The 18,282-nt window shown below is 63.1% G+C and carries 18 protein-coding genes, 1 pseudogene and 1 riboswitch; of the genes and pseudogenes, 7 read left to right on the top strand and 12 right to left on the bottom strand.

What is annotated here, in order from left to right; all coding sequences use genetic code 11:
• Nucleotides 1-94: 94 nt before the first annotated feature.
• Nucleotides 95-607: pseudogene (locus tag HWX36_RS21675) on the top strand (porin); the annotation flags it as partial.
• 285 nt (nucleotides 608-892) lie between these two features.
• Here HWX36_RS21675 and HWX36_RS21670 read toward each other — a convergent pair.
• The 3 genes from HWX36_RS21670 to HWX36_RS21660 all read right to left on the bottom strand — a co-directional run bounded on the left by HWX36_RS21670 (nucleotide 893) and on the right by HWX36_RS21660 (nucleotide 1,880).
• Complete coding sequence (locus HWX36_RS21670; protein ID WP_175954564.1) at nucleotides 893-1,228, bottom strand: hypothetical protein; 336 nt, start codon at nucleotides 1,226-1,228, stop codon at nucleotides 893-895.
• Nucleotides 1,229-1,327: 99 nt separating this feature from the next.
• Nucleotides 1,328-1,633 (bottom strand): Txe/YoeB family addiction module toxin, encoded by a 306-nt coding sequence (locus HWX36_RS21665; RefSeq protein WP_175954562.1) that lies wholly within the window; start codon nucleotides 1,631-1,633, stop codon nucleotides 1,328-1,330.
• The gene (locus HWX36_RS21660; protein ID WP_175954560.1) at nucleotides 1,578-1,880 is read right to left on the bottom strand and encodes a type II toxin-antitoxin system prevent-host-death family antitoxin; all 303 of its coding nucleotides are present in this window, start codon (nucleotides 1,878-1,880) and stop codon (nucleotides 1,578-1,580) included. The genes HWX36_RS21665 and HWX36_RS21660 overlap by 56 nt, the downstream gene beginning before the upstream one ends.
• Before the next feature lie 619 nt (nucleotides 1,881-2,499).
• Nucleotides 2,500-2,603, top strand: a riboswitch (SAM-I-IV-variant riboswitch).
• 42 nt (nucleotides 2,604-2,645) lie between these two features.
• Here HWX36_RS21660 and HWX36_RS21655 point away from each other — a divergent pair.
• On the top strand, nucleotides 2,646-2,984 hold the full coding sequence (locus HWX36_RS21655; protein WP_175954558.1) for a hypothetical protein: 339 nt from the start codon (nucleotides 2,646-2,648) through the stop codon (nucleotides 2,982-2,984).
• 504 nt (nucleotides 2,985-3,488) lie between these two features.
• Here HWX36_RS21655 and tcmP read toward each other — a convergent pair.
• Nucleotides 3,489-4,328 carry a three-Cys-motif partner protein TcmP gene (tcmP, locus tag HWX36_RS21650; RefSeq protein WP_244136485.1) on the bottom strand — a complete coding sequence of 280 codons (840 nt, stop codon included), beginning with the start codon at nucleotides 4,326-4,328 and terminating at the stop codon, nucleotides 3,489-3,491.
• Between the two features lie 117 nt (nucleotides 4,329-4,445).
• Between tcmP and HWX36_RS21645 the strand changes: the two genes are divergently transcribed.
• Nucleotides 4,446-5,711: a three-Cys-motif partner protein TcmP gene (locus HWX36_RS21645; RefSeq protein ID WP_175954556.1), complete on the top strand. Its 1,266-nt coding sequence runs from the start codon at nucleotides 4,446-4,448 to the stop codon at nucleotides 5,709-5,711.
• 9 nt (nucleotides 5,712-5,720) lie between these two features.
• Here HWX36_RS21645 and HWX36_RS21640 read toward each other — a convergent pair whose 3' ends face one another.
• Both HWX36_RS21640 and glmS read right to left on the bottom strand, forming a co-directional pair.
• Nucleotides 5,721-6,470, bottom strand: coding sequence for a phage Gp37/Gp68 family protein (locus tag HWX36_RS21640; protein ID WP_175954554.1), 750 nt, complete (start codon nucleotides 6,468-6,470; stop codon nucleotides 5,721-5,723).
• Between the two features lie 300 nt (nucleotides 6,471-6,770).
• A complete protein-coding gene (gene glmS, locus HWX36_RS21635) occupies nucleotides 6,771-8,600 on the bottom strand; it encodes a glutamine--fructose-6-phosphate transaminase (isomerizing) (RefSeq protein ID WP_175954552.1) in 1,830 nt (609 codons plus the stop codon).
• Between the two features lie 156 nt (nucleotides 8,601-8,756).
• Here glmS and HWX36_RS21630 point away from each other — a divergent pair, with 156 nt between their 5' ends.
• Nucleotides 8,757-9,248 carry an Lrp/AsnC family transcriptional regulator gene (locus HWX36_RS21630; RefSeq protein WP_021160045.1) on the top strand — a complete coding sequence of 164 codons (492 nt, stop codon included), beginning with the start codon at nucleotides 8,757-8,759 and terminating at the stop codon, nucleotides 9,246-9,248.
• Nucleotides 9,249-9,271: 23 nt separating this feature from the next.
• Here the strand turns inward: HWX36_RS21630 and panB are convergent, their stop codons facing one another.
• Entirely contained in the window at nucleotides 9,272-10,129 is an 858-nt protein-coding gene (gene panB / locus HWX36_RS21625) for a 3-methyl-2-oxobutanoate hydroxymethyltransferase (protein ID WP_175954550.1), read from the bottom strand.
• Nucleotides 10,130-10,206: 77 nt separating this feature from the next.
• Here panB and HWX36_RS21620 point away from each other — a divergent pair, with 77 nt between their 5' ends.
• Nucleotides 10,207-11,025, top strand: coding sequence for a helix-turn-helix transcriptional regulator (locus HWX36_RS21620; RefSeq protein WP_175954548.1), 819 nt, complete (start codon nucleotides 10,207-10,209; stop codon nucleotides 11,023-11,025).
• A 19-nt stretch (nucleotides 11,026-11,044) separates the two neighbouring features.
• Here HWX36_RS21620 and HWX36_RS21615 read toward each other — a convergent pair whose 3' ends face one another.
• Nucleotides 11,045-11,578 carry a methylated-DNA--[protein]-cysteine S-methyltransferase gene (locus HWX36_RS21615; protein WP_175954546.1) on the bottom strand — a complete coding sequence of 178 codons (534 nt, stop codon included), beginning with the start codon at nucleotides 11,576-11,578 and terminating at the stop codon, nucleotides 11,045-11,047.
• A complete protein-coding gene (locus tag HWX36_RS21610) occupies nucleotides 11,575-13,059 on the bottom strand; it encodes a DNA-3-methyladenine glycosylase 2 family protein (protein WP_175954544.1) in 1,485 nt (494 codons plus the stop codon). The genes HWX36_RS21615 and HWX36_RS21610 overlap by 4 nt, the downstream gene beginning before the upstream one ends.
• A 320-nt stretch (nucleotides 13,060-13,379) precedes the next feature.
• Here HWX36_RS21610 and HWX36_RS21605 point away from each other — a divergent pair, with 320 nt between their 5' ends.
• Complete coding sequence (locus HWX36_RS21605; protein WP_175954542.1) at nucleotides 13,380-14,672, top strand: MFS transporter; 1,293 nt, start codon at nucleotides 13,380-13,382, stop codon at nucleotides 14,670-14,672.
• Between the two features lie 78 nt (nucleotides 14,673-14,750).
• On the opposite strand, the gene HWX36_RS21600 is transcribed toward HWX36_RS21605, so the two are convergent.
• A complete protein-coding gene (locus HWX36_RS21600; protein ID WP_175954540.1) occupies nucleotides 14,751-15,854 on the bottom strand; it encodes a LacI family DNA-binding transcriptional regulator in 1,104 nt (367 codons plus the stop codon).
• 82 nt (nucleotides 15,855-15,936) lie between these two features.
• Here HWX36_RS21600 and HWX36_RS21595 point away from each other — a divergent pair, with 82 nt between their 5' ends.
• Nucleotides 15,937-16,770 carry an NAD(P)-dependent oxidoreductase gene (locus HWX36_RS21595; protein WP_175954538.1) on the top strand — a complete coding sequence of 278 codons (834 nt, stop codon included), beginning with the start codon at nucleotides 15,937-15,939 and terminating at the stop codon, nucleotides 16,768-16,770.
• 228 nt (nucleotides 16,771-16,998) lie between these two features.
• Here HWX36_RS21595 and HWX36_RS21590 read toward each other — a convergent pair whose 3' ends face one another.
• Both HWX36_RS21590 and HWX36_RS21585 read right to left on the bottom strand, forming a co-directional pair.
• Nucleotides 16,999-17,697: a hypothetical protein gene (locus HWX36_RS21590; RefSeq protein ID WP_175954536.1), complete on the bottom strand. Its 699-nt coding sequence runs from the start codon at nucleotides 17,695-17,697 to the stop codon at nucleotides 16,999-17,001.
• Nucleotides 17,698-17,801: 104 nt separating this feature from the next.
• Complete coding sequence (locus HWX36_RS21585; RefSeq protein ID WP_175954534.1) at nucleotides 17,802-18,266, bottom strand: MerR family transcriptional regulator; 465 nt, start codon at nucleotides 18,264-18,266, stop codon at nucleotides 17,802-17,804.
• Between the last annotated feature and the right edge of the window lie 16 nt (nucleotides 18,267-18,282).

The raw sequence follows: 18,282 nt of genomic DNA, 5'->3' as shown, positions 1-18,282 counted from the left end.
CACTTCCTGCCTGGTGTTAGTCAAAAACACAGTCGTATGCCTACCCGTTATTGTAAGTGGGTGACTGTGTCCGGCGCTTCAGGGGGCTGCTCCAGCCGGTTCGGTCGGTGCAGACAATGCAGTCAGCGCCGGGTTGAACTATGAAGCGGGCGCGTTTGGTGTGGGCGCGGCTTATACGAACGAGAAGTACGGCCCGGCGCCCGGCGTGCCGTCCACCAGCGTGCGCAACTGGGGCGTCGGGATGCACTACGACTTCGGTGTCGTGACCGCCAGTGCGCTGGTGACCACCGTGCGGAATTCGTTCAACGATGTCGGGGTGTGGATGGCCGAAGCGGGCGGGTTGTGGCACGTGCGGCCGGATGTCGTGCTGGGGGCGAAATACATGTACATGAAGGGCAATGAAGCGGTGAACGACAACCACGCTCACCAGGTCAGCGTGGCGCTTCAGTACCTGTTCTCGAAGCGGACGGTGGTCTATGTGTCGGTGGATTATCAGCGGGCGAACAGCGGCGCGAACGCGCAGGTCAATGGCGTGCTCGATCCGAATGGGGCTTCGAGTTCGGCGAGTCAGACGGTGGCGCGGGTGGGGGTGCATACGGTGTTTTGACGGGGCTGCAGTGCCGCGCTTCATATCGTCTGCGGGTCGTTTCGTCGGCATGTACGAGATCGCATCGTCGAGCTCGGCTCCTATACGCAGGCCGGATCGGGTGCGCCACCCGATGTCGAGATTCACTCAATCTGGTTCCGACGCGCGAGCCGGACACGGCCTATCGGCAAACGCGCTCATTCAATGTTGAATTCGCGGTTCGTTCAACGTTGAACTTCCAAGGGCAGCTGGGCTCGGTCGCGCACGGGTGATCGGCTCTCATCGACCCGAAGCGGACATACAGTTTCAGATTCTACGGTGACTGTTCACAGGCATTGAGCGGACTTCACCATGCTCAGAGGGTGGTGCACGAAAGCGCGATCGCTTCGTGGTTTCGAACAGGGCGAGGAGATGCGCCTGCATCGCTTCCTTGCATCCCAGGAAACCGTCCATGACCTCCACGCTGGAGAACCTCCCGTCGGTGCGCGGACCACCGAACTGTTTGATATTTCCTTTGGCCAACAGCTGGCCCCAAGGAGGCTCGGTGGTGTCGAGGGCCAGAAAAATGCCGACGTGTACGATGGAATTGCGGGCGCTGGCCAGTCGATTAAACCAATTAAGATCGATGCCATGCTCGTTCATCCCCGAATGCCGGAGAAATGGTGTAGCAATCAAAGCCGCCCGTTTGAAAACTACCTAAGCCATAAAAAAAGAGCACCGTCTCCGGTGCTCTTAGTCAGGTTAATAGTGGTAGCGGCATTGCATCACGTGGATCACACCTGCTTGAACCACGTACACCAGGCGGTCGCCTTTGGTGATCCGGCGAGACCAGAAGCCAGTGAGACTTCCTTTTAGGGGCTCGGGTTTGCCGGTCCCTCGAAACGGATCGCGCGAGATCTCTTCGAGCAAACCATTAATCTCGCGGACGATTGCCATGTCGGTTTTTTGCCAGAACAGGTAGTCATCCCATGCATGGTCAGACCACGCAACCTTAACTGCGCTTACGGCCTCGGCTTTGTTCCGGGCCTTCTTTTTCTGCTGGTTCATTAATCAAACCTCGAATGGAGGTCGTGCCAGCATTGAATTGGGCGATGGACTCGCTGAGCCGTTTCGCATTGGCAAGAGACTCAAGCAACCGCAAGGTCTCCTGCATGCTGTTGAAGTCGTCAAGCGACATCAGTACCACATGCTCTCCGCGCTGCCGGGTGATCACAGCAGGCTCGTGATCCCGGCAAACGTCGTCCATCGCCTGCTTCAGGCCGGCTCGCGCCTCGCTGAAAGTCAGGATGTTCATCAAGAGCTCCAAGGGATCCTGTCCGATCCCGGCAAATATTCGTCAGTCAGATAGATAGGTAAATTAGCGCCAGAAGTATCAGTATCGAGGTCAGTAGTCGTTTAGCTTTGACAGTATCAGTTCAATTTTCAGTGAGCGGCGTCAGGATCAGTTTCAGGTATTAGATCATTGTCAGGCCGGAGGCTCGTAACAGCGGACACTCTCCGGACAGGGAGAGATGCTGTGTCTGCCGCACAGTACAACAAGAATCATTGTACCACGTTCTGTACATTCGTCAATGAACGCGTGTCCCAGAGATTGGGGCACGCGCTCTGGCTTCTAACACCCCGCCAAACACTCTGACGAGCGGTAACGGAGGCTAAACGGACGCTTGTGCGCCCGAGACCCCAAACCAACCAGTGATTGCGCCTGGCCGAACCGAGCCACAGAACAACCTTGAGGCCGGTGGACCGGCTTCGACCACAACCTTGAAGTAACTTTAGAGGTCGGCGTTGAGTGAACAAAGTTCCTAGTAGAATGAATCTCGACACCCGACCAAGGTAGGGCTCCGCCGGCACTTCTTGTCCGCTATCCGAATTTCGGTATAATGAACCCACGTTCGGAATGCCGAACGTAAGAATTCAAGCATCCAGAGTCGGACTATCCGACGCCAACCTGCCCTCCCGGGCAAGGTGGACGCCCTCGAGGCGATGCGGCCGATCTACGGCAACGAAACGGGAGCAGCATGGCTGGCACCGGTTCGATAACCACTCATCCGGAGCAACCATGCGTCAAGTTACCTCTGCTTCCTGCCCCGCAGTCTGTGACGACTGGTCGCATCTCCTTCCTGGTTTCACGCTGACGCATACGGTTCATCTCGTATCGGGATTGAATCCAGGCATCGTCTCGACAGCGGCCGCCGTACTCGAAGGTGAAACCGCCACGGTTGACCGCTGGGCCATCGCCCGCTGTGGGGATGTTCTGGAGCAGAAAATCGTTCTCGGGGAAATGACGGAAAGGCAGGCGGTTCGGTTGCGCGAGCGACTTGCCGCGCTCGATGGGGTGCTTCGCACGAGGATCGAGCATCATTTCGTTCGGGGCGGTTTGGCTGCTGTCTCCGAATAGGCGCCGGGGAGCGGCCGGCAGAGGACGATGGATTCTCGTCGTCAACGCATCTACAAAATGGCAATCCGGATCAGGAGGAGTCGCGACTGTTTTCTTGTTGCGAAGTAAGGTGACAAGTCGGGCAAGACCGCACGCGTTGCGAATTATGCGTGCGGCTTCGTGAATTCGTCGGTGAGTCAGGCTTTGCATTCAAGCTCCCAGAGCGCAGGGTGCGAATGGTATGCGCCTGACCGGTCAGGCGCAAACACTTCCGGCATGCGCTCGCCCTGTTGCACCATCACGCCGGGAACGTTGTGTCCCTGTGCTTTCCAGATACCAGTTTCCGGACAGACTTGATCCGTATGAACCGTCTGCGGGTCGGGTAAGACGGCTCCTTGAGATTTCAGATCAACGGCAAAGTTGTGGTTAGTACGGCATGGTACGAACAGTCAGAACTAGGTGTCCGTGCGGCCGCGTGCCGCCCATTGACTGCTCGGCTAGCGACGAGCGAGGAGCCCCGTTGATTTAGAACCCCGGCAGCGACTGTTGGCGCGAGCTGGGTAGCGCCGCGTCATTCCAAAGCTTCGTCGCGAGAGGATGACGGGAAAGATGAATTAGTCGGTAGAGAGGCCCCTTGTTCATATTGACGAACAGCGGCTTGCTCTGCGCAACCTGCATCTTCGTCAGGTCGGTCACAAGCGATTCCCAGTATTCCAAGTAAGCACCCACCTGTTCGCGCTTTGGGACCGCATCAAGCCGCAAGTTGTTGCGCCAGCCGGGCGCTGCCGCATCCAACCTGGAACTGGTCAGATTAAAGTCAGCACCAATGTTTCGCTGAACATCCATCACGCTGAAGTGAATCAAAATGTCGATGCTTCGTCGCGAAGACAGCTTGCGGATAATCTCGAAATCCAGATGTTCGATGTTGAACGGGTCGAGAAAGGCGAAGTGTAATCCCGCCGGAAGCGCGTCGAGCACCCAGTCGACGGTTTCAGAGGCTTTTCCGACCCACGCATGGACGTGGGCGCCGGCGGTGCGAAGTCGGGTTGCGCATGCTTCTACGCTGTCAACGTCCGCATCAGCGATATAAATCTCGCTGAACGGAGCGCCGCCCTTTTTCGACATGCGCCATGCCGACAACACTCCACCGTCCGAGATTGTTCTTGAATCTCGGTTCATGACGCGTCCTGGACCAGAGAAGAGGTCAATGAACGACGCGTAAGGCCATTTCCCACGGGCCATTCGGGCGGCGTCGACGTAGCGTGACAGCGCCACGTGCTTGTCTTCAGACCATGCGCCAACCTTCATGACCGGCAAACCATCGGCTGGATCGATGGCCACCTCGTCTTCGTGTTTGCTGTTCACGCTTTGTGTCTCGTGTTTTTGGAGGGGCAATGGGGATGAAATAGTATGCCGCTATTTCGAAATATTTACTAAAACCTGATAATCTTTCAAGAGACCAAGAGCCCCATTACACAACGAATGGCAAAGACAGAAGATAAGTATCTCTGGCAAGTCGGGCAACGGCCGCCGATCCTCGACCAGCATAGTGCCGTAAAGCATTCGATTGTCGAAGAGTACGTTCAGCAATACATCGAGACGCTGATGTCTTTGCCGACCATGCCCAAACTAACTTTGACGTTGGTTGACGGTTTCGCCGGTGGCGGGGAGTACCTCAGCGAGATGGTGGAATCTGTCGATGGCACGCCACCTTTGATGATGCGCGCAACCCATTTGGCTCGCGCCCGCTTAAACGTTGGCCGCCGTATGCCACGTGAAGTAGATGCAGAGTTCTTCTTTGTGGAGAAGCGGCCAGAATCAGCGGAGTATCTTCGCCGCCATTTGGAAAAGCGACGAGCCGAAGGGGCTATCGCGGATATGGACTATCAGCGAACGACCGTCCGAAATGCTGGTTTCCTTGACGAGCTTCCGAAAATCGTTCAGCGCATCAAGGCGCGGCGCCGTGGTGGGCGCGCAATATTTCTGCTTGACCAGTACAGCTACAACGCCATACCGATGAGCACGCTTCGATGGTTGATGACGGAGCTACCAAACGCCGAGGTCATCATGACCTTCAATGTCGATTCTCTTCTCACATACATCAGCAACAGAGAGCCGAACCGGAAGGCGGTCCGTGGGGTTGACCTTGAAGAATATATTCCGTGGGAGCAACTGGGACAAATCAAGGCACAGTTTGGTCGTGCAGCGCTACAACGGTACGTCGCCCATGGTATCAAAGCCGAGACGGGGGCACCGTATATGACATTGTTCTTTGTTCGGCCTGATTCAGCGAATCCATGGAGCTACTGGCTGGTGCACTTATCGCGGGTCTACAAGGCACATGACGTCATGAAGTCGCTGCATTGGGAGCATTCAAGCGAGTTCGGGCACGAGCTTGAACCCGGGCTCTTCATGCTTGGCTATAACCCGAAGCGCGATGAGCAGTACAACGGCCAGTCGTCCCTACTGTTCGATAGAAGTGGGGAAGAACGCTGTATCGAAACGCTGACCGATGATCTCGGTCGCAAATTGTCAGAGGAGCCGCAGCCGCTAACGGTCGCGCAACTGTTTTCGAAAAACATCTCGAACACAATCGCAGACGAGGCTCGCTTGCAGAAGGTGCTTCGAAGCCTGCACTCCTCAGGCACCATCGTAGTGACGAATAACGAAGACCGAGCACGGCGACCGTCTAAGCGATATAACGCTACCGACATCATCGAATACTCACCGCAGCGGCACTTCTTCTAGCCCGCGTCGTCAAGTAGGCAAAACTCGCTCGGGCATATCGTCCCAAGTGCGACCTTCAAGAAGGCGGCCATTCGCGGTCTTGGAGCGGCGCACACCGTCGCTCCCCCACGTGCCCCATTGCTTGAAGAAGAACTTCACGCCTTGCTCTTCGCACTGAACTTTGACGTTCTGCACCCAGTCTTCGAGCATTGGGCGCGCCTTCGGGCCTGATTCTCCGCCGACAATTACCCAATCAATGTTCTCGAGATTCAGGGGGCCTAGGTCTTCGAGCAACGGCTCGACGGACAAGAAACGAACGCGGCTTTCCACACGACGCAGTTCGTCGATTCTCGGTAGGCCATACCGGCGGTCCTCGACGGTTACACCGAGCCATGCATTCGCCGGCATTTCCCGACGGCTGCAGTAGGTAGCCAGTCGCTCTGCGCGCTTCGTGAGTATCTGGAAGGTGTGCTGCGGACACGCTCTGATCGAATCGAAAACCTTCGTAATGTAGGCATCCGGAACGGAGCGATGGAAAAGGTCCGACATCGAATTGACGAAGTAGACCGTCGGGCTTTTCCGCTTCAACGGTTCATCCAAGCGGTTAGGCAGAACGGTCAGCTTGAAGCCGTTCTCATAGCCCGGGGTGCCCATTGCGTGCAGACGCTTTGCCATACCTTCGGCGTAGCAGTTCTTGCAGCCCTTGGATATTTTTGTGCAACCCACGGTCGGATTCCATGTGCGCTCCGTCCACTCAATCTTGCTGTGCCCACCGCTCATTATTCGACCTCTCAATTAGGTTGCGATTTTATCGGGCTTCCTGCGGCTGCTACGAAATAGCCATACTTTCGTCATGTGGTCGAGTCTTTCTCGATGCTTCTATGCGACAAACCAGTACAAAAAAGACCAATGCTCCGCAGCCGGTGTCCGGCAGTATAGGGGGTACAACTGTATTTTTATACAGTAAATAAGTAAGTCTGATTGAGTGTGGGTGGCAAATAGGCGTGGGCTATGCCATTTGGTTGAAATGGGCAACAACGTTGTGACGGCGGGGAGCCAGGGGATAGGTCCCCGCCCCCCTCACTCCACCGTCACCGACTTAGCCAGATTCCTAGGCTTATCAATATCCGTCCCCCTTGCCAACGCCGCGTGATACGCAAGCAATTGCATCGGCACCGTATGCAGAATTGGCGAAAGTGGCCCGTAGTACTCATTGAGCCGAATCACCTCGATCCCGTCGCTCGGCACCAGTCCACAGTCCACATCCGCAAAGACAAAAAGCCGTCCATTCCGCGCACTGACCTCATGCATGTTCGACCGGAGCTTTTCGAGCAGCATGTCATTAGGCGCAACGGCAATCACCGGCATCTCGTTACTCACCAGCGCCAGCGGCCCATGCTTGAGTTCGCCGGCCGGATAAGCCTCCGCGTGAATATAAGAAATCTCCTTCATCTTCAACGCGCCCTCGAGCGCGATCGGAAAATGCATCCCCCGCCCGAGAAACAGCATGTTGTCGCGTCTTGCGAGCAGTTCCGACCAAGCCATGATCTGCGGCTCCAGCGCGAGCACTTTCGACATCGCATCGGGCAGATGCCGCAGCGCACGCAGATGCGCCTTCTCCTCGTCGTCACTTAACCGCCCGCGCACCTGCGCAAGCGACAACGTCAGCAGGAACAACGCAACGAGTTGCGTCGTGAACGCCTTCGTCGAAGCCACCCCGATCTCGACGCCCGCACGCGTGACAAACTGCAGCGCACATTCGCGCATCAACGCACTCGTCGCGACGTTGCAGATCGCGAGCGTATGCATCATTCCAATGCGCTTGGCGACATGCACGGCACCCAGCACATCGGCCGTCTCGCCGCTCTGCGACACCGCGACAACCAGCGTGCGCGGATTCGGCACACTGTCGCGATACCGGAACTCGCTTGCAATTTCCACGCTGGCCGGCAGCTTCGCGATGCTCTCGATCCAGTACTTCGCCGTGAGCGCCGCGTGATAGCTGCCGCCGCACGCGAGCAACAACACCGAATCGACATCATTGAAAACCCGCCACGCGCCGTCACCAAACAACTCCGGCATGATCGAAGACACATCGAGCAACGTATCGGCCACCGCCTGCGGCTGCTCGAAGATCTCCTTCTGCATGTAGTAGCGATACGACCCGAGATCGGCCGCGCCGCTATGCGCGGCGACCCGCTGCACCGCGCGCTCGACGCGCTGGCCGGCTGCATCGACGATCCAGTAGCGATGAAGCTGAATATCGGCAACATCACCGTTCTCGAGGTAAGCGATGCGATCCGTGATCCCCGACAACGCAATCGCATCCGATGCCAGAAAATTCTCGCCTTCACCGACGCCCACGACGAGCGGCATCCCGTCGCGCGCGCCGACGATCCGGTGCGGCTCGTCGCGGCACATCACCGCGATCGCATAGCTGCCGCGCAGTCGCGCGACCGCACGCCGCACCGCATCGAACAGATCGCCGTCGTACAGATGATCGATCAGGTGCGCGATCGCCTCGCTGTCGGTCTGGCTCGCGAACACGTAGCCATGCGCCTGCAGCTCGGCGCGCAGTTGATCGCAGTTCTCGATGATCCCGTTGTGCGACAGCGCGATGCGCGCATTGGCGTCGCTCGGCGAGAAGTGCGGGTGCGCGTTGAGCGTGACGGGCGCGCCATGCGTGGCCCAGCGCGTATGCGCGATGCCGGTGTAGCCCGACAGCGCATGCCCGGCGATCTCGCGCTGCAGGTTGGCCACGCGGTCGACGCTGCGGGCGCGCGCCAGCGCCCGGTCGCGGTACACCACGACGCCGCACGAATCGTAGCCGCGGTATTCGAGCCGCTTCAGGCCGTCGACCAGGTTCGGCAGGATGTCCCGCTGGGCGACCGCCCCGACAATTCCACACATATCGCGCTCCCTAAATGTCCTGTCTGGATCAGTGAGAGCGATGGTAGGGCGAGCCAAATGGAATTAAATTTCAAAATACACGAACAGATGAAACAAATAGCAGATCAGCTATCATATTGAAATTAAATTTCACGCCCTGACTGGAAGGAGCCGCCGATGGCCGGCATCACCCTCGACGATCTCGACCTGCGCATTCTCGCGATCCTGCAGGACGACGCGTCGGTGTCGAACCTGCAACTGGCCGAGCGCGCGCTGTCGTCGCCACCCACCTGTATGCGCCGCGTGCGCCGGCTGACGGAGGCCGGCGTGATTCGCCGGCAGGTTGCGGTGCTCGATCCGGTGGCGATCGGCACGGCCGTCACCGCGCTGATCGAGATCAGTCTCGACCGGCAGACTGCAGAAGACTACGACGCGTTCGAAGCATACGTGTGCGCGGAGCCGGCCGTCACGCAGTGCTACCGCGTGTCGCCGGGGCCCGATTTCGTCGTGGTGGCCGATCTGGCCGATGTCGCCGAATACGACGAATTCGCGCGAAGGCTGTTCACCGGCGCATCGAACGTCCGCAACGTGCGGACGTTCTTCTCGACACATCGCGCGAAGTTCGAAGCGAATGCACGGGTCACGCATGCGATGCGCAAGCGCGCGTAGTGCCCGTCGTGCCCGTAGTGCCATCACGCAGCCGCATCAGCCGCGTCCGGCAGTTGCAGCGGCTTGCCGTACCCGAAGCAATGCGCGGGTTCCGGGAACGCACGCTGGCGCACGTCGTGCGCGTACCGGCGGATCGCATCGCGCGTCACCGCATTCGCATCGGCATAACGCTTCACGAAGCGCGGCGTGTACGCGTCGAATGCGCCGATCATGTCCTCGGTCACGAGCACCTGCCCGTCGCATGCGGGCGATGCGCCGATACCGATCGTCGGGATCGTCAGCGTTTCCGTCAGGTGTCGCGCAAGCGCCTCGGCGGTGCCTTCGATGACGACGCAGAACGCGCCTGCCCGTTCCGCGGAGCAGGCCGCGTCGAACACCTGCGCGGCCGAACGCGGGTCCATCCCCTGTGCGCGGAAGCCCCCGGTCGCGTTGGCCTGCTGCGGCATGAGGCCGACGTGCGCCATCACCGGGATGCCGCGCTCGGTCAGGAAGCGGATCGTGTCGGCCATCTCGGCGCCGCCTTCGAGCTTCACGGCCTGTGCGCCCGTTTCGGCGAGCAGACGCGCGGCGGAGCGATACGCTTGCGCGGGCGATTCCTGATACGTCGAGAACGGCAGGTCGACGACGACGCACGCCTGCGCGGCGCCGCGCACGACGGCCGCACCGTGTGCAATCATCATGTCGAGCGTGACGCGCAGCGTATCGGGCATCCCGTACAGCACCATGCCGACGGAGTCGCCGACGATGATCACGTCGGCCACCTCGTCGACCAGCTTCGCGATCGGCGCGGAATACGCGGTCAGCGACACGAGGCTGCCGATGCCCTTGGTCGAACGGATCGCAGTGACGGTCTTGCGGGTGGTGCGGGTATGAGCGCTCATGGGTGGAAGCCGTGTGAAGGAAGAGCCGCCACGGTAGCATCGCACTCGTTCGTGCAATGACCTTCGGAGGACGTCTTATGTTGCTGGCGGGACAATCGGGTGACCCTTACGCGGTGCCGCCGATGGCGCGCCTGCCGAGGCCGCTTTACGTGCGTGCGTTCGGGATTCCCGGCAATGTGAGCATCGACGCGCACAGTCATCCGTGGGCGCAGCTGATGTATGCGATGAGCGGGGTGCTCGAGGTCGCGACGCCGTCGGGCCGGCACCTGCTGCCGCCGCACTATGCGATGTGGATTCCGCCGCACGTGCCGCACGCGGTGTCGACGCGCGATGGCGTCGCGTTCCACAGCCTGTATCTCGATGCCGCGATCGCGCGCGACGACGTGCATGACGATTGCGCGATCCTCTGCATGACGCCGTTGTTGCGCGAGCTGGTGCTCGCCACGGCTGAATTGCCGGTGAACTACGACGAGGCGGGGCCGGACGGTGCGCTCGTCTGCCTGATCGCCGACCGGATCGCACGCATGCGGCAGGCGCCGCTGACGGTGCCGCTGCCGCGCGATCCGCGTCTGCTGAAAATCGCGCGCGCGTTGCATGCGTATCCGGGCGATACGCGCAATCTCGACGAATGGGGCCATCAGGTCGGCGCGACGCGTCGCACGCTGTCGCGGCTGTTCCGGCAGGATACGGGGCTGTCGTTTACCGAATGGCGGCAGGCGGTGCGGCTGCTGGCGTCGCTGCCGCTGCTCGACGCGGGCGAGCCGATCGGCTCGGTGGCCGCGCAACTGGGTTACGACTCGACGTCGTCGTTCATCGCGCTGTTCCAGGCGAAATTCCGCGTGACGCCCGGCGCGTATGCGAAGCGTGAAGCGCGCCGGCCCGTGCTGAACGCTTGACGCGGCCGCGTATCGCGACTCAGAACGCGAGCGCCTGCTGCACCGGATGGCGGGCGCCGCGCTCGAACCCCGCGCCTTCGAGCGACAGCAGCGCGCGCTTGCGGTCGATGCCGCCTGCATAGCCGGTCAGGCTGCCCGACGCGCCGACCACGCGATGGCACGGCACCATGATCGACACCGGGTTACGGCCGACCGCACCGCCCACGGCGCGCGCGCCGCTCATCGGCAACCCGACGCGTTCGGTGATGTCGCCGTACGTCACGAGTTCGCCGAACGGAATGGCGAGCAATGCCTTCCATACCCGTCGCTGAAACGCGGTGCCGCGCAAGTGAATCGGCACCGAGAACGTTTCGCGCGCGCCGGCGAAGTACTCGGCGACTTCTTCCGCGACCTTGCGCGCAAGCGGCGACCTCGCGGCCGCGTCCGAATCGGTCACGATCGCAAGCGGCGGGAAGTACTTCTGGCCGACGAAGTAGAGGCCGGTCAGCGCATCGTCCTCGATGCGCACGGCGATGTCGCCCAGTGGGCTCGGAATCAGGTGAGCGGGAGTCATCGCAACACATCTCCATGAAGGCGCCACACGTGCAGTGCGGCATACGCGCGCCACGGCGCCCAGCGCGCCGCATGCGGCGCGGATGATGGCACACGGGCGCGTTCGGCGCGGGCGGGAAGCCACGCATCGTCGGCCGGGAACGCATTCGGCCACGCCATCGCGCGCATCGCGACGTACTGCACCGCGTGTTCGTCGAAGCCGGGCAGCGCGCGCAATGCGTCGAGCGTCGTATCGAGCGGCGCCATCGGTTCGAGCGAGAGCGTGCCGTCGTCGACGGCGCGGGCGAGCGACACGATCGCCTGTGCGGCGTCGCGCGCGATGCCGATCGTTTCAAGCGCGGAAGGCGGCAGCGCGGCCAGCGTCGCGGCGGATGGCAGCGCGTGCGTGAGGCCCGGCGGTGCGCCGTCCACCGATGTGCCGAAATGTTGGGCGATGCGTGTCAGCACAGGCGTGCCGGCATGCGCTGCCGCAAGCCGTTCGCCCGCGATCGCACGGAGCGCGATCTCGACGCCGTCGAACGCGCCCGGTACGCGCAGGCCCGGCGAGCCGCTCGCGAGTTCGCCGAGATGCGCGTCGATCACGTCGGGGCGGCTGTCGAGATCGAACAGCCGCCGCACACGCGCGAGCACGGCCGGCACGACCGGCGTCAGCGCGGGCGACACGGTGACGGCCAGCGCGAAGCGCTGCGGCACATGCGCGACGGACAGCCAACCGGTGACGCGCGCGTTACCGCCGTTGCCGTTGCCGTTCCGGCTCGGCCATTCCACGACGCGCGCATAACCCTGCGCATCGACCCGCTCGGCACCGGCGATCTGCCGCTGCGCGAGAAAGCGCATCAGGTCGGCCCACGCGAACGGCGGGCGATACGGCAGCGGGAACGTCATGTCGCCGTCGGCCGACGCGCGCGCCCCTTTGCGCAGCCGCAGCGGATTGAGGCCGTAGCGCTGCAGGAACAGGTCGTTGAAGCGCCGCACGCTGCCGAACCCGGCCGTCGACGCCACGACGGCCACCGGCAGCGCGGTATCGGTCAGCAGCCGCTTGGCCATCAGCAGCCGGTGCGTCTGCGCGAACTCGACCGGCGATACGCCGAACTGCGCACCGAAGATCCGGCGCAGGTGGCGCTCCGTCACGCCCACGCGCTGCGCGAGCGCCTCGACGGAATGCGCGTTCAGGAACCCGTCCTCGATCAGCGTGGCGGCCGCGTCGGCGAGATTGCCGGACAGGTCGAGCAGCCCGTGGCCGGGCGCGAGCTCGGGGCGGCAGCGCAGGCAGGGTCGGAAGCCGGCTTTCTCGGCGGCTGCGGCGGTCGGGTAGTAGCTGCAGTTCAGCGCTTTCGGCGGCTTCACCGGGCAGACCGGTCGGCAATACACGCCCGTCGTCGCCACGCCGACGAAGAACCAGCCGTCGAAGCGGCGATCCCGCGAAAGCAGGGCGTCATAGCAGGTGTCGGGATCGAGGCGCATGAGGCGACTGTAAACCATCCCGGCCCCCGATTCTGGCTGGAATCGGACCTGTGTATCGACCGCCGTTCCCGCGCGCGCCCGCCGGGAAAATCCGGGAAAAACGGTTAATGCCACGTTGCGAAACAGTCGTCTCTTTTGCGGCGACCCATTTGAGATGACTCATCGAAATCCCCGACTGACAGGGCGCCGGCACACGCCCTATTCTTTAAAAAACGTTTTCCAGATTGATCGGCGGAATCGGCCGTGCGCGACAGCGCGCCGCCGTCCGCCCCGGCGCCGGTCGCCGGGCAACGAACATCGTGCGGCGCGACCGGCGCGGCCGCGCATCGGAGACATTCATGCAATCTGCCGTCGTCGGCGCCGTGCGCGCTGCCGCCAGCCGCTACCGCTGGACCGTCTGTGCGCTGCTGTTTTTCGCGACCGTCATCAACTACATGGATCGGCAGATCCTCGGCCTGCTCGCGCCGATGCTCCAGCACGACATCGGCTGGAGCCAGGTGCAGTACGGCCGCATCGTGATGGCGTTTTCCGCGTTCTATGCGCTGGGCCTGCTCGGCTTCGGGCGCATCGTCGACCGGCTCGGCACGCGCATCTCGTATGGGCTGGCGATGCTGGTGTGGAGCATCGCCGCGATGTTGCACGCGGCGGTCGGCTCGGTGATGGGCTTCGCGTTCGTGCGCGCGCTGCTCGGCGTCGGCGAGGGCGGCAACTTCCCGGCCGCGATCAAGACGACGGCCGAATGGTTCCCGCGCCGCGAACGCGCGCTCGCCACCGGCATCTTCAACTCGGGCGCGAACATCGGCGCGGTGTTCGCGCCGGCGATCATCCCGGCGATCGCGGTGGCCTACGGCTGGCGTGCGGCGTTCGTGATCATCGGCGCGATCGGCCTCGTGTGGCTCGCGGTGTGGCTCGTGTTCTATCGCCAGGCCGATACGCGCGCGCTGGCCGCGGAGTACGACGAGCCGCGCGACGAAGCCGAAGCGATGGATGCGGCAAACGCGAATGCCGGTGCGCCGCGCTGGGGCGAACTGATCCGCAAGCGCGAGACGTGGGCGTTCCTGATCGGCAAGTTCCTGACCGACCCGGTGTGGTGGTTCTACCTGTTCTGGCTGCCGAAGTGGCTCAACGAATCGCGCGGGATGGACATGCAGCACATCGGCCTGCCGCTCGTCTGCATCTATGCGCTGACGACGGTCGGCAGCATCGGCGGCGGCTGGCTGTCGTCGATGCTGCTGCGCGCGGGCTGGAGCGTGAACCGCGCGCGCAAGACGGCGATGCTGATCTGCGCATGCTGCGTGCTGCCGATCGCGTTCGTGTCGCAGGTGCAGAGCCTGTGGGTCGCGGTGCTGATCGTCGGCCTCGCCGCCGCCGCGCACCAGGGCTGGTCGGCGAACCTGTTCACGACCGCATCCGACCTGTTCCCGCGCCGCGCGGTGGCATCGGTGGTCGGCATCGGCGGGATGGCCGGATCGATCGGCGGCGTGCTGTTCTCGGAAGTGATCGGCCAGGTGCTGCAGCGCACGGGCCACTACTGGGTGCTGTTCGCGATCGGCGCATTGGCCTACCTGATCGCGCTGGCCGTGATGCACGTGCTCACGCCGAAGATGAAGCCTGCGCAGCTTGACGCATGAGTGCGTGATCGAGCGCCGCCACGCGAACGCGCCGCCCGAGGGCGGCGCATTTTCTTTTGAAGGCGCGAAGCAGGGCGCTCAGCCGGCCGCGGCCGTCGACGCGCGCATGATCAGCCGCGGCTCGAACGTCGAATAGCTCGCATCGGTGCGGCCCGCGAGCGCATCGATCAGCTTCTGCATCGCGAGTTCGCCCATGTTCTCGCTCTGGATGTCGACGGTCGTCAGCGCGGGCGCCGCGTATGCGCCGTACGGCACGTTGTCGATACCCGCGACCGATACGTCCTGCGGCAGCCGGAAACCGAGCGACGCGGCTTCCTTCATGAAGCCGAGCGCGATCAGGTCGTTGTAGCAGATTACGGCCTGCGGGCGCTGCGGCCCGAGCATCACGCGCGAGCACGCCCGCTCGCCGGCCTCGGCGGTCGGCGCATGCGCATCGTGCACGTCGAGCGTGAGCCCGGCTTCCGCGAGACAGTCGCGCGCCCCCTGGATCCGCTCGTCGTTCACGCGCGCGGTGCCGAAGCCGAGATACGCGATGCGCGTGTGACCGAGATTGAGCAGGTGGCGCGCGAGCATGTAGGTCGACAGCCGGTTGTCGATGCCGACGCTCGGAATCGGCAGGCCGGGGCTGCGGCGCAGCAGCACGAGCGGCTTGTTGAGATCGAGCATCCAGCCGGCTTCTTCATCCGGCATCCGCGTGCTGACGATCAGCCCGTCGACGCGCTGCGCGAGCGCCTCGATCAGCGAGCGCTCGCGTGCCTGGCTCTCCTCGGTATCGACGAGCAGCAGCGTGTAGTCGTGCTGCAGCGCGACGCGGTTCGCGCCCTTCACCACGTTCGTGAAGTGCGGGTTGCTGATGTCGAGGATCACGAGGCCGATCGTGCGCGTGCGGCCGGTGATCATCGAGCGCGCGAGCGGGTTCGAACGGTAGCCGAGCCGGTCGATGGCTTCCTTGAGCCGTGCTTCGACGGTCGGCGAGAAGCGCTGCGTGCCGTTCACGTACTTCGATACCGTCGCGACCGACACGCCGGCTTCCGCCGCCACGTCGCGGATCGTCGGGGAAACTTTTTTCATCGGAAGGGTAACGTTTTCGTTCGATAACGCGGGATTGTGGCAGAAAAAGGGGGCGTGCGGCCACGCGACGATATCGGGAAAGTGCGGATGGTTGCCAACGGGTTCGACCATTGACGTTCAGCGGCGCTCCCGCGTATAGTTGGAAAACGTTTTCCACCTCAGTCAGATTTCAGGTCAGATTCAAGGAGATTCGATGAACGCCTCATCCACCGGCACGCGCAAACCGTTCGGGCGCCTGCTGCTGACGGGCGCGGCCGGCAACCTCGGCCGCCAGTTGCGTAGCGCGCTTGCCGATTGGGCCGACGTCGTGCGCGTCAGCGACATCGCGACGCTCGGCGACGCGGCTGCGCATGAAGAAACCCGCGTCGTCGACCTGGCCGACCGGGCCGCGGTGATGCAGCTCGTCGACGGCGTGGACGCGATCGTCCACCTCGGCGGCATTTCGGTCGACGCACCGTTCGACGATCTCGTCGGCGCGAACATCACCGGCACGTACAACCTGTACGAAGCCGCGCGCAAGCATGGCGTGAAGCGCGTCGTGTTCGCGAGCTCGAACCATGCGATCGGCTTCCATCCGGTCACGGAGGTGCTCGACGCCGATTCGCCGCTGCGTCCCGACAGCCTGTATGGCGTGACGAAGTGCTTTGGCGAATCGTTGTCGCGTTACTACTTCGACCGCTTCGGGATCGAAACCGTGTGCCTGCGGATCGGCTCTTCGTTCGAAGTGCCAAAGAATCCGCGCATGCTCGTGACGTTCCTCAGCTATCGCGACTTCATCGAGCTCGTGCGCTGCTCGCTGCTGACGAACCGCGTCGGGCACGCGATCGTGTACGGCGCGTCGGACAACCCGGTGAAGTGGTGGGACAACACGAAGGTGGGCTTCCTCGGCTTCCGTCCGCGCGACAGCTCCGAGCAGTTCGCCGGGCTGTTCCCGGTGACGGCGCCGACCGCCGACTACGACGATCCCGCGCAGCGGTTCCAGGGCGGCGGGTTCGTCGTCGGCGAGCCGATGGAGCGCAAGGTGTAGGCGGTCATGGCAGGCTCCTCGATGTGATGCGGTTCGTGCGTCGCTGGCGCCATCATCGCGACGCGGGGAGCGCGTGTCGATTGCCTGCGACGTAAGCGAATCTGCACGGCTGCGGAACGGCGCACGCGCGTGCCGGCAGAGACACCGCTCGCGCGGCACGGCAGCACCCGTGCGTATCGCTTGCCCGCCCGCATCGTCAGCCGGTGCAGCCGTTCAGCCGCGTCGCCGTCAATGCGGCTTGCCGCACGCCGGATCGGTGTCGTGCCGTTCGGCCGACTCGCACCAGTCACTCGGCCGCCACGCTTCGAACGTGACGGCTTTCGCCGCATTGGCGCGCGTGACGCGCACCGGGTCGGCCTTCAGCGCATCGCCGTTCGGGTCGTCGTTGGGCCGCCAGTTCCGCATGACTTCGCGATGGAACACCCAGGTGCGATGCGCGGCGTCGTAGCGAAACGTCACGCGGTCGCGCCAGTGGCTCGGCCCCGCGAATACGCCCTGTTCGATCGTGAAGGTGCGCGGTTCGATCGTGAGCGCGTTCTCGGCGACGCCATCGAGATACGGGTCGCCCATCCCGCCTTCGTCGGCTTTCATGATCACGGTGTCGTTGCGCGCCGCGAGCCGATAGTGCCCGTCCTTGTCTGGCACGAAGATCATCAGCGGGCGCGGTGATGCGTGGCGCATCGAGTCGTCGGGCCGATGCGCGACGACGACATAGCCGATGCGGGCGCTGTCGGTCAGGCGCCCCGACGCGGCATCCAGCGCGGCGTAGCCGGCGGGAAGCTGCGCGACGATGTCGGCTGGAAGGTCGGGGGTGTCGGCGCACGCGGACGACGCAGGTGTATCGCCGCACGTCGCGGCGCAGGCGCTGCCGATGCCGAACGTCAGCAGTGCGGCGACGAGGAATTCTCTGATGCGGGGGATCGTCATGCGGATCGGGTCTTGAAGTCGCGCCGCGCAAGCCGGCGCACGCGCGTCGGCTCGTCTCGCCGCAGCGCGGATTGGCTGTTTTTCAGGTGACGCAGTGTAACCAGTCATGCGCGCTTGCGCGCTGGCCGCGGAACGGGCGCGGGCGCGGACACGGGCGGTTCGTCGGCCTGCGCGCACAGCCGGTCGAGCATCCGTTGCGCGGTTTCCGCGCAATCCTCGCCGTCCGGCTTGTTCTCGATTTCGTCGATCAATACCGCCAGATGCTGCCGGTTCTGCGCGAGACGCTGTTCGAGCAGCACGATTTCGTCGACCTTGTGCCGTAGCGCGGCCAGCAGTTCGTCGCGCGGCCACGCGCCGAGATCGGGCGGCAACACCGCGCGGATTTCGTCGAGCGCAAAGCCCGCGCGCTGCGCACGGTCGATGATCGCGAGACGCGTCAACGCTTCCGACCCGTATTCCCGATAGCCGTTGGCCTGCCGACGGGCCGGTTCGAGCAGGCCGCTCGCTTCGTAGAAGCGGATGCGCGATGCCGCGATACCGCTGGCCCGCGCCAGTTCGCCGATTTTCATGCTGCGCTCCAAAAGG

It is taken from the genome of Burkholderia sp. BCC0405 (assembly GCF_902833075.1).
In the GTDB taxonomy this organism is placed as follows: Bacteria; Pseudomonadota; Gammaproteobacteria; order Burkholderiales; family Burkholderiaceae; genus Burkholderia.
The sequence above is the reverse complement of the archived record's forward strand: the minus strand, read 5'-3'. Positions and strand labels throughout refer to the sequence as shown.

Coding starts and splice junctions, on each gene's coding strand:
- HWX36_RS21670 (WP_175954564.1), bottom strand. CDS start 1,228: ATGAACGAGCATGGCATCGATCTTAATTGGTTTAATCGACTGGCCAGC.
- HWX36_RS21665 (WP_175954562.1), bottom strand. CDS start 1,633: ATGAACCAGCAGAAAAAGAAGGCCCGGAACAAAGCCGAGGCCGTAAGC.
- HWX36_RS21660 (WP_175954560.1), bottom strand. CDS start 1,880: ATGAACATCCTGACTTTCAGCGAGGCGCGAGCCGGCCTGAAGCAGGCG.
- HWX36_RS21655 (WP_175954558.1), top strand. CDS start 2,646: ATGCGTCAAGTTACCTCTGCTTCCTGCCCCGCAGTCTGTGACGACTGG.
- HWX36_RS21645 (WP_175954556.1), top strand. CDS start 4,446: ATGGCAAAGACAGAAGATAAGTATCTCTGGCAAGTCGGGCAACGGCCG.
- HWX36_RS21640 (WP_175954554.1), bottom strand. CDS start 6,470: ATGAGCGGTGGGCACAGCAAGATTGAGTGGACGGAGCGCACATGGAAT.
- glmS (WP_175954552.1), bottom strand. CDS start 8,600: ATGTGTGGAATTGTCGGGGCGGTCGCCCAGCGGGACATCCTGCCGAAC.
- HWX36_RS21630 (WP_021160045.1), top strand. CDS start 8,757: ATGGCCGGCATCACCCTCGACGATCTCGACCTGCGCATTCTCGCGATC.
- panB (WP_175954550.1), bottom strand. CDS start 10,129: ATGAGCGCTCATACCCGCACCACCCGCAAGACCGTCACTGCGATCCGT.
- HWX36_RS21620 (WP_175954548.1), top strand. CDS start 10,207: ATGTTGCTGGCGGGACAATCGGGTGACCCTTACGCGGTGCCGCCGATG.
- HWX36_RS21615 (WP_175954546.1), bottom strand. CDS start 11,578: ATGACTCCCGCTCACCTGATTCCGAGCCCACTGGGCGACATCGCCGTG.
- HWX36_RS21610 (WP_175954544.1), bottom strand. CDS start 13,059: ATGGTTTACAGTCGCCTCATGCGCCTCGATCCCGACACCTGCTATGAC.
- HWX36_RS21605 (WP_175954542.1), top strand. CDS start 13,380: ATGCAATCTGCCGTCGTCGGCGCCGTGCGCGCTGCCGCCAGCCGCTAC.
- HWX36_RS21600 (WP_175954540.1), bottom strand. CDS start 15,854: ATGGTCGAACCCGTTGGCAACCATCCGCACTTTCCCGATATCGTCGCG.
- HWX36_RS21595 (WP_175954538.1), top strand. CDS start 15,937: ATGAACGCCTCATCCACCGGCACGCGCAAACCGTTCGGGCGCCTGCTG.
- HWX36_RS21590 (WP_175954536.1), bottom strand. CDS start 17,697: ATGACGATCCCCCGCATCAGAGAATTCCTCGTCGCCGCACTGCTGACG.
- HWX36_RS21585 (WP_175954534.1), bottom strand. CDS start 18,266: ATGAAAATCGGCGAACTGGCGCGGGCCAGCGGTATCGCGGCATCGCGC.